This window comes from Gordonia hirsuta DSM 44140 = NBRC 16056 (genome assembly GCF_000333015.1).
Lineage (GTDB): Bacteria > Actinomycetota > Actinomycetes > Mycobacteriales > Mycobacteriaceae > Gordonia > Gordonia hirsuta.
In genome coordinates this window covers 136776-149887 of sequence record NZ_BANT01000012.1, presented here as the reverse complement: position 1 = coordinate 149887, position 13112 = coordinate 136776, and the positions used below count along the sequence as shown (strand labels likewise).

14 protein-coding genes are annotated in these 13112 nt (G+C 69.4%); 10 read left to right on the top strand and 4 right to left on the bottom strand.

Going from position 1 to position 13112, the window contains the following annotated elements:
- Positions 1 to 124: 124 nt before the first annotated feature.
- Positions 125 to 685 (top strand): GtrA family protein, encoded by a 561-nt coding sequence (locus GOHSU_RS04605; RefSeq protein ID WP_005937530.1) that lies wholly within the window; start codon positions 125 to 127, stop codon positions 683 to 685.
- On the opposite strand, the gene GOHSU_RS04600 is transcribed toward GOHSU_RS04605, so the two are convergent.
- From GOHSU_RS04600 to GOHSU_RS04590, 3 genes are read right to left on the bottom strand one after another with little or no spacing between them, the layout of a single operon-like run.
- Entirely contained in the window at positions 657 to 1955 is a 1299-nt protein-coding gene (locus tag GOHSU_RS04600) for a sensor histidine kinase (RefSeq protein ID WP_005937528.1), read from the bottom strand. The genes GOHSU_RS04605 and GOHSU_RS04600 overlap by 29 nt on opposite strands.
- A 4-nt stretch (positions 1956 to 1959) precedes the next feature.
- Positions 1960 to 2646, bottom strand: a complete 687-nt coding sequence (locus GOHSU_RS04595; RefSeq protein ID WP_005937525.1) for a response regulator transcription factor — start codon at positions 2644 to 2646, stop codon at positions 1960 to 1962.
- Positions 2643 to 3221, bottom strand: coding sequence for a PH domain-containing protein (locus GOHSU_RS04590; RefSeq protein WP_005937522.1), 579 nt, complete (start codon positions 3219 to 3221; stop codon positions 2643 to 2645). Before GOHSU_RS04590 ends, GOHSU_RS04595 begins: the two co-directional genes overlap by 4 nt.
- 179 nt (positions 3222 to 3400) lie before the next feature.
- On the opposite strand from GOHSU_RS04590, the gene GOHSU_RS04585 reads away from it, so the two are divergent.
- Positions 3401 to 4063 carry a DUF6069 family protein gene (locus tag GOHSU_RS04585; protein WP_005937520.1) on the top strand — a complete coding sequence of 221 codons (663 nt, stop codon included), beginning with the start codon at positions 3401 to 3403 and terminating at the stop codon, positions 4061 to 4063.
- Between the two features lie 9 nt (positions 4064 to 4072).
- Here the strand turns inward: GOHSU_RS04585 and GOHSU_RS04580 are convergent, their stop codons facing one another.
- Positions 4073 to 4891: a biotin--[acetyl-CoA-carboxylase] ligase gene (locus GOHSU_RS04580; RefSeq protein WP_005937518.1), complete on the bottom strand. Its 819-nt coding sequence runs from the start codon at positions 4889 to 4891 to the stop codon at positions 4073 to 4075.
- 101 nt (positions 4892 to 4992) lie between these two features.
- On the opposite strand from GOHSU_RS04580, the gene GOHSU_RS04575 reads away from it, so the two are divergent.
- The 8 genes from GOHSU_RS04575 to GOHSU_RS04540 all read left to right on the top strand — a co-directional run bounded on the left by GOHSU_RS04575 (position 4993) and on the right by GOHSU_RS04540 (position 13107).
- Positions 4993 to 6594: an acyl-CoA carboxylase subunit beta gene (locus GOHSU_RS04575; protein ID WP_005937516.1), complete on the top strand. Its 1602-nt coding sequence runs from the start codon at positions 4993 to 4995 to the stop codon at positions 6592 to 6594.
- Positions 6591 to 6809, top strand: a complete 219-nt coding sequence (locus GOHSU_RS04570; RefSeq protein WP_005937514.1) for an acyl-CoA carboxylase subunit epsilon — start codon at positions 6591 to 6593, stop codon at positions 6807 to 6809. The genes GOHSU_RS04575 and GOHSU_RS04570 overlap by 4 nt, the downstream gene beginning before the upstream one ends.
- Before the next feature lies 1 nt (position 6810).
- A complete protein-coding gene (locus tag GOHSU_RS04565; RefSeq protein WP_005937512.1) occupies positions 6811 to 7458 on the top strand; it encodes a Maf family protein in 648 nt (215 codons plus the stop codon).
- A 51-nt stretch (positions 7459 to 7509) separates the two neighbouring features.
- Positions 7510 to 8298 carry an acyl-[acyl-carrier-protein] thioesterase gene (locus GOHSU_RS04560; RefSeq protein ID WP_245551677.1) on the top strand — a complete coding sequence of 263 codons (789 nt, stop codon included), beginning with the start codon at positions 7510 to 7512 and terminating at the stop codon, positions 8296 to 8298.
- Between the two features lie 138 nt (positions 8299 to 8436).
- The gene (locus GOHSU_RS04555) at positions 8437 to 9321 is read left to right on the top strand and encodes a sulfurtransferase (protein WP_005937507.1); all 885 of its coding nucleotides are present in this window, start codon (positions 8437 to 8439) and stop codon (positions 9319 to 9321) included.
- Positions 9322 to 9324: 3 nt separating this feature from the next.
- A complete protein-coding gene (locus GOHSU_RS04550) occupies positions 9325 to 9747 on the top strand; it encodes a SufE family protein (protein ID WP_005937504.1) in 423 nt (140 codons plus the stop codon).
- Positions 9747 to 11150 (top strand): condensation domain-containing protein, encoded by a 1404-nt coding sequence (locus GOHSU_RS04545; protein ID WP_005937501.1) that lies wholly within the window; start codon positions 9747 to 9749, stop codon positions 11148 to 11150. Before GOHSU_RS04550 ends, GOHSU_RS04545 begins: the two co-directional genes overlap by 1 nt.
- A gap of 160 nt (positions 11151 to 11310) precedes the next feature.
- Complete coding sequence (locus tag GOHSU_RS04540) at positions 11311 to 13107, top strand: acetyl/propionyl/methylcrotonyl-CoA carboxylase subunit alpha (RefSeq protein WP_005937498.1); 1797 nt, start codon at positions 11311 to 11313, stop codon at positions 13105 to 13107.
- The last annotated feature ends 5 nt before the right edge of the window (positions 13108 to 13112 follow it).

Here is a 13112-nt window from a genome sequence, read left to right as displayed (position 1 = left end):
GGGCGTCGGGGTGACCGAAGCAGATCCTGACATGAAAACAATCCTGACACGTGGCACCGACTCGCTCACAATGCGCACTGTTGCACTGTGGGGCGCGGCATGCACCCGGGTAAGATGTGCGCTTGTGCCATTCCTCGACGGGCTCGTCTCGCTGCTGCCCGGCCCGCTGCATCGCCTGGCACTCAAGCACAGCGAATTCCTCAAGTTCGCCGCCGTGGGCGGCACCACCTTCGTGGTCGACACGTTCATCTACTACGGCCTGGTTTTCACCGTTCTGCACGAGAAACCGGTGGTGGCCCGCATCATCTCCGGCGTGATCGCCACGATTCTGAGCTACATCCTCAACCGCGAATGGGCGTTCAAGAACCGGGGCGGACGCGAAACCCACCACGAAGCCCTGTTGTTCTTCGGGATCAGCGGCATCGGGGTGCTGCTGGCGGCCGCGCCGTTGTGGCTGGGCAACAACGTCTTCGATATGCGGCACAACCTGGCCGGTGTGGAACTGGTCGTGGTGGACTTCCTGCTCGCCTTCGTCCTGGGCAATCTGCTGCAGATGGCGTTCCGGTTCTGGGCCCTGCGCCGCTTCGCGTTTCCGCACGAGCAACCGCCCGGCGGGCACGGCGGCTCCACCGATCTGGATGCCACCGGCGACGAGCTCACCGATGAGGAACTCGGTCACGCCTGAGCTGCGGACCGGCTGAACCGTCGTCGCGCGCCACGGGAACGACGACGGCGAACACCGCCGGACGCCGCGACACCAGATCCAGGCGCCCGCCATCGGACTCGATCAGCGCCCGCGCCATACTCAGCCCGATTCCGCTGCTGTGCCCGGCGGAGAAGCCCCGCCGGAAGATCTGGTCGGCCAGGCGGTCAGGCACCCCGCGTCCACGATCTGCCACCGTGAAGCGCAGCACATCGGCCGAACCGAGATCCTCGACGCCCACCGTCGTCTCCCCCGCCCCGTGATGCAGGGCATTGTCCAGCAGTGCGCTGAGGGTCTCCCGCAGTCGGCCCGGGCGCCCGTGCACGGCACGGATCTGCGGCGGTGAGTGGACCCGCAGCGTGCGTCCGTGGGCGGCGAAGGCGACCGCGAAGTCGTCGGTGAGCGAGTCGATCAGCTCGGCGACGGCGATCGCCGTCAGCTCGCCGCCCTCGGCCCGCGAAGCCGAGACCAGCTCGTCGAGTTCGGTCGCCAGCCGCTCCACCTGTGCCACGCCGGCCTGCGCTTCGGTGACCACCGCCGGATCCGGATGCAGCGTCAACTCGTCCAGGCGCAGTCCGATCGCGGTCAGCCGGCTCCGCAGCTGATGGGAGACGTCGCCGATGATCTGGCCCTCCCGTTCCAGTCGGCGGGCGATCTCGGCGTTGGCCTCCGACAGCGCCGCGGTGACCCGGTCCAGCTCGTCGATGTCCTGGTACGGCCACGGGCTGCGCAGATCGCCGCGGGCCATCGCCGCGGCCCGGTGAGCCACCCGGATCAGCGGTTCGGTCAGCCGACGCGCGGTCAGCAGCGCCACCAGCGCACCGGCCGCCACCGACGCGCCGATCACCACGCCGAGAACACCCACTGCCACCCACTGCGAGGTCCGCATCTCCCGGCTCGGCACCGACAGGGTGAGCGTGTATCCCGGCCCCAGGGTGACCGATTCGGCGAGCAGGTCATCGGCCACCGGCGGTCCCAGCTGCTGCACACCGTCGGGTTTCTGCAGGATCAGCGTGCCCCCGGACGGCAGCAACAGCCGCAACTGGTCCAGTTCCAGGGCCTGCGGTCCGGGCAGGCGGCCGGCCGCCTCCTCTGCCAGCACATATTCCGACATCGTCTTGAGCCGGCCGGCCAAGTCCTCGTGGGCGCTGCGGTCGATCCATCGCCAGGTGATCACCGTCAGCGGCAGCCCGAGCAGGATCGCCATGGCCACCAGGACCGCGATCATGGTCCGCAGGATGCGCTGTCGCATGGGCTTAGGGGTCGAACCGGAAGCCGACACCGCGCACCGTCGCGATGTGCTTGCGGCGCCCCGGCTGATCCTCGCCGAGTTTCCGGCGCACCCAGGAGATATGCATATCGAGGGTCTTGGACGAGCGCAGATCGGTCGAGCCCCACACCTCGGTCATGATCTCGTCACGGGTGCGCACCTGCCCGGGGGTCTCCATCAGACAGCGCAGCAGATCGAACTCGCGGTTGGCCAGCGTCAGTTCGGCGCCGTCGACCACGACCCGCCGGGCCCGCGCATCCAACTGGATGTCGCCGCTGTCGAGGACCACCTCGTCGGATCCGGAGCTGCGGCGCAGCAGGGCGCGGACCCGGGCCAGCAGTTCGGCCAGCCGGAACGGCTTTCCCACATAGTCGTCGGCCCCGGCATCGAGGCCGACGACGAAGTCCACCTCATCGGTCCGGGCGGTCAGCATCAGGACCGCCAGTTGTGGCCGCTCCCGGCGGATCCGCCGGCACACTTCGAGCCCGTCCATGCCGGGCAGACCCAGATCCAGGATCACCAGTGCGTAGACGCCGGTGAGTGCAGCCTCCAGTGCGGCGGGCCCGGTGTCCACCACCACGCACTCGTTGCCCTCGCGGGTCAATGAACGCGCCAAAGGCTCGGCGATGGCCGGATCGTCCTCTGCCAGCAGAACCGCGCGGCTGCCGATCATCGACGGCCCCGATCGGTGCTGTGTCCTGCGCGCGGGTGTCCACTCCACATCGGGGCCGACATCTCGTAGCCGATCGCCTCGTAGCGATCGAGTACCTGCCGATACAGCAGCGCATGCACCGACTCCACCCGCGGGATATCGGCGAAGGTGAGCGGCTCCTCGGACGCCGACTGCACCTCCAGTGAGCCGGTCCGCAGGATCCGGTCGACAAGCCCGTGCTGGAACTCGACGGTGTTGATCCGACTGATCGGGATGTCGATTCCGGTCCGTCTGATCAGCCCACGGCGGTGGATCAGGCGGCGATCGGTCACCACGAAGTGCGTCGACCCCCAGCTCAGCAGCGGCCGCACCAGCCACCACACCGCGGCGAGCAGCCACAGGGCCGCGACCACGCCGAACGCCCAGCCGCGGGCCTGCTCCAGTGACTCGGTCCCCCAGATCAGTCCCAGGACCAGTCCCGCCGCCGCGGTGACCACCCAGAACATCATGATGGGCGCGGTCAGGCTCTTCCAGTGCGGATGGCGGTGCACCACCACCGTCTCACCGGGCGCCAGATTTTCCCGCGGATACGCCATGGTCCAAGAGTACGGGTAGCGACCCCGGCCAGACAGGCTCACCGCGCCACCATCGCGGGCATGCGCCAGTACACTGAAGAATCGACAGCGAGCCACACCCGACCATGCGCCGGTGCCGACCCGCACCGGCCGACCAGACCGGGCCCCTCTGAGCGGGCCGGCCAGAAGCCAGGGGCGAGATGACCTACTCCGATCCGCGAGATCCCCGTCGGCAGACGCCGCAGACGCGGGCGTACACCAACAATCCCGAGTTCACCGATCGGTCCGGTAGCGGCGCGTACTCCCAGTCCGCCTCCTACCCGGCCGATTCGGGTCCTCCGTCGTCGTACCCTGCGTCCGGCGCCTACCCGCAGGGGCAGGGAAGTGCCCAGGGCGGCGGCTACGCGGCGGCTCCGGCCGCACGCGCCCCGCGCCGCGGCCCCGACCTGGATCCGGTGATGTTCGCCGGCGGCGTGGTCATGACCGGTGTGGTCACCGGGCTGGCCGCCTGGCTGGTGTCCTGGATCATCGGCCTGATCTCCCGGGCGGCCAATGCCACCGGGAACCTGGGCACCTGGAGTCCACTCGACCCCGGCGGTGAGTACTGGTTCGCGCTGGCCGGGTTCCTGGCCGCCCTGGTCGGCGGTGCGCTGTGGTACGTACTGCAACTGATCACCCCGACCCCCGACAGCTTCTATCGGTGGATCGTCGGCCTGCTGATCATCGCCGCCTTCGTGGTACCGCTGGCCGCCGACGCCGACATCTGGCGTGGACTCACCTCCGGGGTGATCCACGTGTGCATCGGCATCCCGGTTCTGTCGCTGATCCCCACCATGGGCAACCGCAGCAAGAACCGGAGCTGATCGGGCGCCTCAACGCAGGCGCAGATGAGTGACGTCGCCCGCGGACGCGGCGACCGGACCGTCGGGTCCGGCCACGACGATGCGTCCCTGCGCGTCGACATCGACCGCCTCGCCGATCACTTCGGTGTCGCCGGGCAGGATCAGCCGCACCTGCCGACCCAGTGTCGCGCAGGCCCGGCGGTAGTCGGCCGACAACTCCTGCAGTCCGTCCGGCCAGCGGTCCAGGAGCGCCGAGAGCTCACGCAGATAAGCGACCACCACCGCCGTGGGATCCACCGGTGCGCCGGTCATCGACCGCAGGCAGGCGGCCGTCTCGATGGGCGGCTCAGCCGCGGTCAGGTCCAGGTTCAGCCCCGTCCCGATCACCGCAGTACCGCCGCCGCGGCGAGCCGGCGCGAACTCGCACAGGATCCCCGACAGTTTGCGTCCGGCGCCCGGCAGACCGTCGGGCACCAGAACATCATTGGGCCATTTCAGGTCGACCTCGATCCCGGTGACCCGCGCGACCGCCGAGCGCACCGCCAGCCCGGTCAGCAGCGACAGCCAGCCGATCGCGGATGCCTGACCGGTGTCGACCGCCAGCGCCGCCGACACCGCCAACTGTCCCGGCGGCGTCTGCCAGACCCGCGCATGGCGGCCCCGGCCCGACCGCTGATGTCCGGCGATCAGCACCACCCCGTCCAGGTGCCCGCCGGGTTCCTCAGCGGCCCGGGCCACCAGGTCGGCGTTGGTCGAGCCGGTGGCCTCCACCACCGACACCTCCCGCCACCGGCTCGGCCGGAGCTCGCGGATCAACACATCTGGCTCGGGCAGCGCTACATCGGTCACATCCGCCAGCCTAGGGAACGGTGCCGGAACCGCCGCAGGCTACCGGCCAGTACCCGTGTCAGTGCGTCCACCGCTCGCGGCGGTGGATAGCATGAACTCTCATGACGACTCCCGACATCCATACGACGGTCGGCAAACTGGCCGATCTGAAGAACCGGCTCGCCGATGCCGAGCACCCGGTCGGAGCGGCCGCGGTCGAAAAGACCCACGCCAAAGGCAAGCTGACCGCTCGTGAGCGCATCCTCGGCCTGCTCGACGAAGGGTCCTTCGTCGAGCTCGACGCGCTGGCTCGGCATCGCAGCACCAACTTCGGTCTGGCTGACAAGCGCCCGGTCGGCGACGGCGTCGTCGTCGGCTACGGCACCATCGACGACCGCGAGGTCTGCGTCTTCAGCCAGGACGTCACCGTCTTCGGCGGCAGCCTCGGCGAGGTCTACGGCGAGAAGATCGTCAAGGTGATGGACCTGGCGCTCAAGACCGGCCGCCCGCTGATCGGTATCAACGAGGGGGCCGGAGCTCGTATCCAGGAGGGCGTCGTCTCCCTCGGCCTGTACGGCGAGATCTTCCACCGCAACGTCCGCGCTTCCGGTGTCATCCCGCAGATCTCCCTGATCATGGGCCCGGCCGCCGGCGGCCACGTCTACTCCCCGGCGCTGACCGACTTCGTGGTGATGGTCGACCAGACGAGCCAGATGTTCGTCACCGGTCCCGACGTGATCAAAACCGTCACCGGCGAGGACGTCACCATGGAGGACCTGGGCGGCGCCAACACGCATATGACCAAGTCCGGTGTAGCCCACTACGTCGCCAGCGACGAGCAGGATGCGCTGGAGTATGTCCGGGATCTGCTCAGCTACCTGCCGAGCAACAACCGGGCCGACGCCCCCCGGCTGCCGGTGCCCGAGCGCTCGGGATCGATCGAAGACAACCTCACCGACACCGACCTGGATCTGGACACGCTGATCCCGGATTCGCCCAACCAGCCCTACGACATGCACGAGGTGATCGTCCGTCTGCTCGACGACGATGAATTCCTCGAGGTCCAGGCCGAGCGGGCGATGAACGTGATCGTCGGCTTCGGACGCGTCGACGGCCGCAGCGTCGGCATCGTCGCCAACCAGCCCACCCAGTTCGCCGGCTGCCTGGACATCGACGCCTCGGAGAAGGCCGCCCGTTTCGTCCGCACCTGCGACGCCTTCAACGTCCCGATCATCACCCTGGTCGACGTTCCCGGCTTCCTGCCGGGCACCGACCAGGAGTACAACGGCATCATCCGCCGCGGCGCCAAACTACTGTACGCCTACGGTGAGGCCACCGTCGGCAAGATCACCGTGATCACCCGCAAGGCCTACGGCGGCGCCTACGACGTGATGGGTTCCAAGCACATGGGCGCCGATGTGAACCTGGCCTGGCCCACTGCGCAGATCGCCGTCATGGGTGCCTCCGGTGCGGTCGGCTTCGTCTACCGCGGCCGCCTCAAGGAGGCCGAGGCCAACGGCGAGGATGTGGACGCGCTGCGGCTGGAGCTGCAGCAGGAATACGAGACCACCCTGGTCAACCCGTACGTGGCCGCCGAACGCGGTTACGTCGACGCGGTGATTCCGCCAAGCCATACCCGCGGGCAGATCGCCAACGCGCTGCGGCTGCTCGAGCGCAAGTTCGTTCAGCTGCCGCCCAAGAAGCACGGGAACATTCCGCTATGAGCACCGCCGACGCACAGCAACCGGCCGAACCGTTCGTCACGGTGGTCAAGGGCGCGCCGACCGATCAGGAGCTGGCCGCACTGGTGGTGGTGCTGCAGGCCGCACGCGGCGGTGGCGGGCCGGCGGTGAGCAAGCCGGCCGACCGCTGGGGCGCGCCCCAGGACCGGCTGCGGTCGGACTGGGGCATGCCCACCAGCTATCCGCACCGCCACTGACGTGACCCGGGTCCTGCTGGGCTCGGCGTCTCCGGCTCGCCGCGGTGTGCTGCGGGCCGCCGGCATCGACCCGCTGGTGCTGGTGTCCGACCTCGACGAAGACGCCCTGGCGGCCGGGCTGGCCGATCGACCGGCCGCCGAGGTGGTGACCGAGCTGGCGAAAGCGAAGGGTGCGGCGATCGTCGCCCAGGTGCTGGCCTCGGCCGACCCGGAGCTCGCGCAGGTCGCCGCCGACGGTGTCGTCCTCACCTGTGATTCGATGCTGCTGCTGGACGGAGAGCTCGCCGGCAAGCCGAAGACACCGGCGGTCGCCCGCGAGCGGTGGCGGCGGATGCGCGGGCACACCGGGGAACTGCTGACCGGGCACACCGTCACCCGGATGCGCGACGGCGCCGTCGCACAGGTGTCCGCGGGCACCCGCGGCACGCGTATCTCATTCTCCGACGTCTCCGACGAGGTGATCGACGCCTACGTCGCCACCGGCGAGCCGCTGCAGGTCGCCGGGGCCTTCACCCTCGACGGTCTGGGCGGCTGGCTGCTCGACGGCATCGACGGCGATCCGTCGAGCGTGATCGGGATCAGCCTGCCGTTGACACGCGAACTGCTCGGCGAGGTCGGGGTGTCGGTCACCGACCTATGGCGCCGCTAGACCGTGACGCCGCTCGGCGGGGGCGCCGCCGGGATGTGGCACACTCCGCCCATGATCGGCGAAACCCTGTCCCCGCGTCCGAGCGACCTGGACCTGAGGTCCCGCCTGCTGGCCGAGGGCGCGATCTTCACCAGCGAATGGCCGGTCCGCGGCGACGACATCAGCCACGATCGCCGGCTCAAACTCGACGGGGTGGCCCGCTGTCTGCAGGACGTCGGTCAGGATCACCTGGAGCACATCGGCCACTCGATGATCCACCCGCACTGGGTGCTGCGCCGCACCGTGATCGAGGTTCATGCGGTCGGCGAGCAGCCCGATCGGCTCACGGTCGAGCGGTGGGCCGGCCGGACCGGTTCGCGCTGGTTCACCGCCCGGGTCGACATCGACGGCCGGTACGGCACACGGATCGCGACCGAGGGGTTCTGGATCAACTTCAACGTCGACACGCTGACGCCCTCCGCGTTGAGCGAGGGCTTCCTGCAGCGGGTCGGCGGCGAGGCGATCCCGGGGCGGCTGCGCTGGAAGAAGTGGCTCGATCCGGTACCGCCGGCCACCTCCGAAGCGGTCCCCTTTCTGCTGCGGGTCTGTGATCTCGACCTCAACGAGCACGTCAACAACGCCGTGTACTGGGCCGCGCTGGAGGAGGTGCTGGCCACCCAGTCCGACCTCGCGCACCGGGCGCCGCTGCGGGCCGTCATCGAGCACGATTCACCGTTGCAGCTCGCCGATGCGCCCCGGCTGCTGGCCCATCGCGACGGCGACGTGCTGTCGGCCTGGCTGACGGTCGGCGATCGCACCGCGGCGACGATGCTCGTCCAGACGCTGCCCGGATCGCCCTAGCGGCGCCGCCGAACCAGGCCGCTGCCCCCGCGGCCCGGCGGGGCCGGGACCGGCCCCGTATGCTTAAGTGCGATCGAAACCGCCGGCGGCGGCGGCGCGCATTTTCCCGAACATCCGTTTCGTGATCAGGAGACCCCAGTGACTGTCGAATTCGATCCGAACCCGGCCTTCGCTTCCTATGCCCACCCGGAGCGGCTGGTCAGCACCGAATGGCTGTCGGCTCACCTGGGTGCCCCCGGACTCAAGATCATCGAGTCCGACGAGGACGTGCTGCTCTACGATGTCGGGCACATCCCGACGGCCCAGAAGATCGACTGGCATCTGCACCTGAACGATCCGGTGACCCGCGACTACATCGACGGCGAGGCATTCGCCGAACTGATGCGCAGCAAGGGCATCGAACGCGACGACACCATCGTCGTCTACGGCGACAAGAACAACTGGTGGGCGGCCTACGCGATGTGGGTCTTCACCCTGTTCGGTCACCCGGATGTGCGTCTGCTCGACGGCGGGCGCACGGCCTGGATGGACGAGCAGCGCGAGACCTCGTTCAGCGTTCCGGAATACCCGCGCAGCGACTATCCGGTCATCGAGCGTGACGACACGGTGATCCGCGCCTTCGCCGAGGAGGTCCGCGACGCGATCGGGCAGCAGCCGCTGGTCGATGTGCGCTCACCCGAGGAGTACACCGGCGCCCGCACCCACATGCCCGACTATCCGGAGGAGGGTGCGCTGCGCGGCGGCCACATCCCCACCGCGGTGTCGATCCCGTGGGCACGGGCCGCCGCCGGTGACGGCCGGTTCCGCACCCGCGCCGAACTTGACGAGATCTACGCCGGACTGGACCCGGCGACCCCGACAATCGCCTACTGCCGCATCGGCGAGCGCTCCAGCCACACCTGGTTCGTGCTGACCCACCTGCTCGGTTTCGATGCGGTCCGTAACTACGACGGGTCCTGGACCGAATGGGGCAATGCGGTGCGCGCACCGATCGTCGTCGGCGACGAACCGGGCAGCGCCTGACCGATGGAGATGACCTCCGCTCTGGCCGAACTCGTCGACGACTTCCAGTCCCTCGGCGATACGGACCGGACCATCCTGCTACTGGAGCTGGCCGACGAGCTGCCGGAGCTGCCCGCGCACCTGGAAGCCGCGGCGATGGAACCGGTGCCCGAATGCCAGTCGCCGATCTTCCTCCAGGTCGATGCCAGCGACCCGGCCGCCGTCCGCCTCTACTTCAGCGCTCCTCGGGAAGCCCCGACCACCAGGGGATTCGCCGCGATCCTGCACCAGGGACTCGACGGCGCCAGCGCCGAACAGATCGCCGCGGTTCCGTTGGACTTCGTCGACGACCTGCGTCTGGATTCGGTGGTCTCCCCGCTGCGGCTGCGCGGAATGACAGGCATGCTCACCCGCATCAAGCGCCAGGTGGCACAGCAGACTGCCTGATGGAGTTCCTGCAGATCCTCGACGCCCACGTCGAACCCGGCGCGCTGGTCGAGTGGATACCCGCCGCTGCCGGCGGTATGGGCGCCTGGCGGCGCGATCCCCGCCAGACCTCCCACAATCACGAGCAGCATCTCCGGTCGGCGCTGGACTACCGGCTGCGCACGCAGCGCGAAGGCGGCCGGGAGGCGTGGCTCGGCGTGTCGGTGGACTTCGACGAGCAGATCTCGCTGCCGGCCGTGCGCAAAGCGATCCTGGCCTGGATCGACCGGCACGAGGTGCTGCGCACCCACGTGGCACTCACCGAGCAGGGCACCGACCGCTACACCACCGAACCGGGCGCGGTGCATCTGCGCGATGCCCGCGTCGGCTGGTACTCCGATCCGACCCTGCTGATCGAACAGATCGCCGGTTCCTTCGACCGGGCCACCGCCCCGCTGCACTGGCCCGCCTACCGTTTCGCCACCGTGGCCCGCGCCCACAGCTTCACCCTGCTCTTCGCCGCCGACCACTCCCTGGTCGACGGCTATTCGCTGGTCAATGCGCACGGCGAGCTGCGCGAGCTCTACCGGGCCGCGGCGGCCGGTCGCGCCCCGCGGCTCCCACCGACCGGCAGCTACGTCGACTTCTCCGGGAGCGAACGGCTGGCCGCCGACGCCGCCGACGATCGGCACACCGCGGCCGCCGAATGGCGCGAATTCCTCGACGGCCGACCCACTCTGCCCGGTTTCGCCCTCGTCCCCGAGCCGCCCGCCTCGGCGGCACCCGGGGGCCCCCAGCCCCCGGCGCAACCGTCGTACAACGATCTGCTACTGGACGACGACGCGACCCGGCGCCTGGAACAACGTTGCGCCGACCTCGGCGGTTCCCTCATCGGCGGTCTGCTCGCCGTGACCGCGCTGACCTACCGGCGGCACAGCGGCGCCACCCGGTTCGCCACCGTGATGCCACGGCACACCCGCACCCAGGCCGACTACCACGGCTCCCTGGGCTGGTTCGTGGCGCTGGCACCGGTCTTCCTCGACATCGGCGACGATCCCGACTTCGTCCAGGCCCTGGAACGGGTGATGATCTCCCTGGACCGGGCCCGCGAGGGCGCCTCGCTCCCGATCCGCCGGGTGGCCGAACTGCTGTCGTTCCCGCCGGACCCCAAATTCGTCGTCTCGTTCATGGACACCCGGGCGCTGCCGCACGCGGAACTGGCAGATGCCGGCGGAGCCCACGCCCTGCGCAGCCACACCTATTCCGACGATGAGGTGTATGTCTGGTTCACCCGCACCCCCGGCGGTCTGCGGATCCACGCCCGGTTCCCGGCCGATACCCCCGGCCACCCGACCGCCACCGTTCTCCAGGCGTTTTTCGCCGACTTCACCCGGCTACTCGCGAGTATCGCCGCTGGTGGGTAAACCTCTATAGCGGCACACCACCGCTGACCCGGAACCGCCCGTCCGGTGGGTTAGTGTGAGTGCCGATGATCACGACGCCTAAAGTCAACGGTGGCGTTACCCAGCAAGCCGTTGTCCGGTGACAACTTCCCGCCGACCGCGGGCCCAGTCAGGAGAGCCAGTGTCCAACACCGAGATCCCCCAGAAGACCATCGCTAAGGTCCTCATCGCCAACCGCGGTGAGATCGCCGTCCGCGTGATCCGGGCGGCCCGCGACGCCGGCATCACCAGCGTCGCCGTCTACGCCGAGCCCGACGCCGACGCGATGTTCGTACAGCTGGCCGACGAGGCCTTCGCCCTGGGCGGCACCACGTCGGCCGAAAGCTACCTGGTGTTCGACAAGATCCTCGACGCTGCGGCCCGCTCCGGCGCCGATGCCATCCACCCCGGCTACGGCTTCCTGTCCGAGAACGCCGACTTCGCCCAGGCTGTCATCGACGCCGGGCTGACCTGGATCGGCCCCTCCCCCGAATCGATCCGCGCCCTCGGTGACAAGGTGACCGCCCGGCACATCGCCGAGCGCGCCCAGGCCCCGATGGCCGCAGGCACCAAGGATCCCGTCGCCGACGCCGACGAGGTCCTCGCCTTCGCCAAGGAGCACGGCGTCCCGGTCGCGATCAAGGCCGCCTTCGGCGGCGGCGGCCGCGGAATGAAGGTCGCCCACACCATCGAAGAGATCCCCGAGCTGTTCGACTCGGCCACCCGCGAGGCCGTCGCCGCCTTCGGTCGCGGTGAGTGCTTCGTCGAGCAGTACCTGGACAAGGCCCGGCACGTGGAGGCCCAGGTGATCGCCGACCAGCACGGCAACGTCGTGGTCGCCGGCACCCGCGACTGCTCGCTGCAGCGCCGTTTCCAGAAGCTCGTGGAGGAGGCACCGGCACCGTTCCTCACCGAGGCCCAGCGCGAGATGATCCATTCCTCCGCCAAGCAGATCTGCCGGGAGGCCGGCTACTACGGCGCCGGCACTGTGGAGTACCTGGTGCAGGGCGAGACCGTCTCGTTCCTCGAGGTGAACACCCGCCTGCAGGTGGAGCATCCGGTCACCGAGGAGACCGCCGGGCTGGACCTGGTGCGCCAGCAGTTCCGCATCGCCGAGGGCAAGGAACTGGAGATCACCGAGGATCCCACTCCGCGCGGTCACTCCTTCGAGTTCCGGATCAACGGCGAGGACGCCGGCCGCGGCTTCCTGCCCGCCCCCGGCCCGATCGTCGTCTACCGCGAGCCGGCCGGTCCGGGCGTGCGCGTGGACTCGGGCGTCCGGCAGGGCGATGTGATCAGCGGACAGTTCGACTCGATGCTGGCCAAGCTGATCGTCACCGGTGAGACCCGCGAGCAGGCGCTGCAGCGCAGCGCCCGCGCACTCGCCGAGTTCGAGATCGACGGTCTGGCGACCGTGCTCCCGTTCCACCGTCACATCGTCGAGAATCCCGCATTCATCGGTGACGGCGAGTCCTTCGAGGTCTACACCAAATGGATCGAGACCGACTGGGACAACCCGATCGAGCCCTACAGCGGCATCGGTGCGCAGACCGACGAGGAGGAGTCCCTGCCCCGGCAGAGTGTCGTCGTCGAGGTCGGCGGTCGCCGCGTCGAGGTGTCGCTGCCGGGCGATCTGAACCTGGGCGGTGGCGGCAACGGAGGCGGCGCCCTGCGGCGCAAGCCCAAGCCGCGCACCCGCAACAAGGGCGGCGGCAAGGCGGTCTCCGGTGACGCCGTGGCCGCACCCATGCAGGGCACCGTGGTCAAGGTGGCCGTCGCCGAGGGCGACACCGTGGCCGCCGGCGATCTGGTCGTCGTCCTGGAGGCGATGAAGATGGAGAACCCGGTCACCGCCCACAAGGACGGCGTCGTCACCGGTCTGTCTGTGGAGCCGGGTGCCGCCGTCACCCAGGGCACCGTCCTGCTGGAACTCAAGTAGACCGT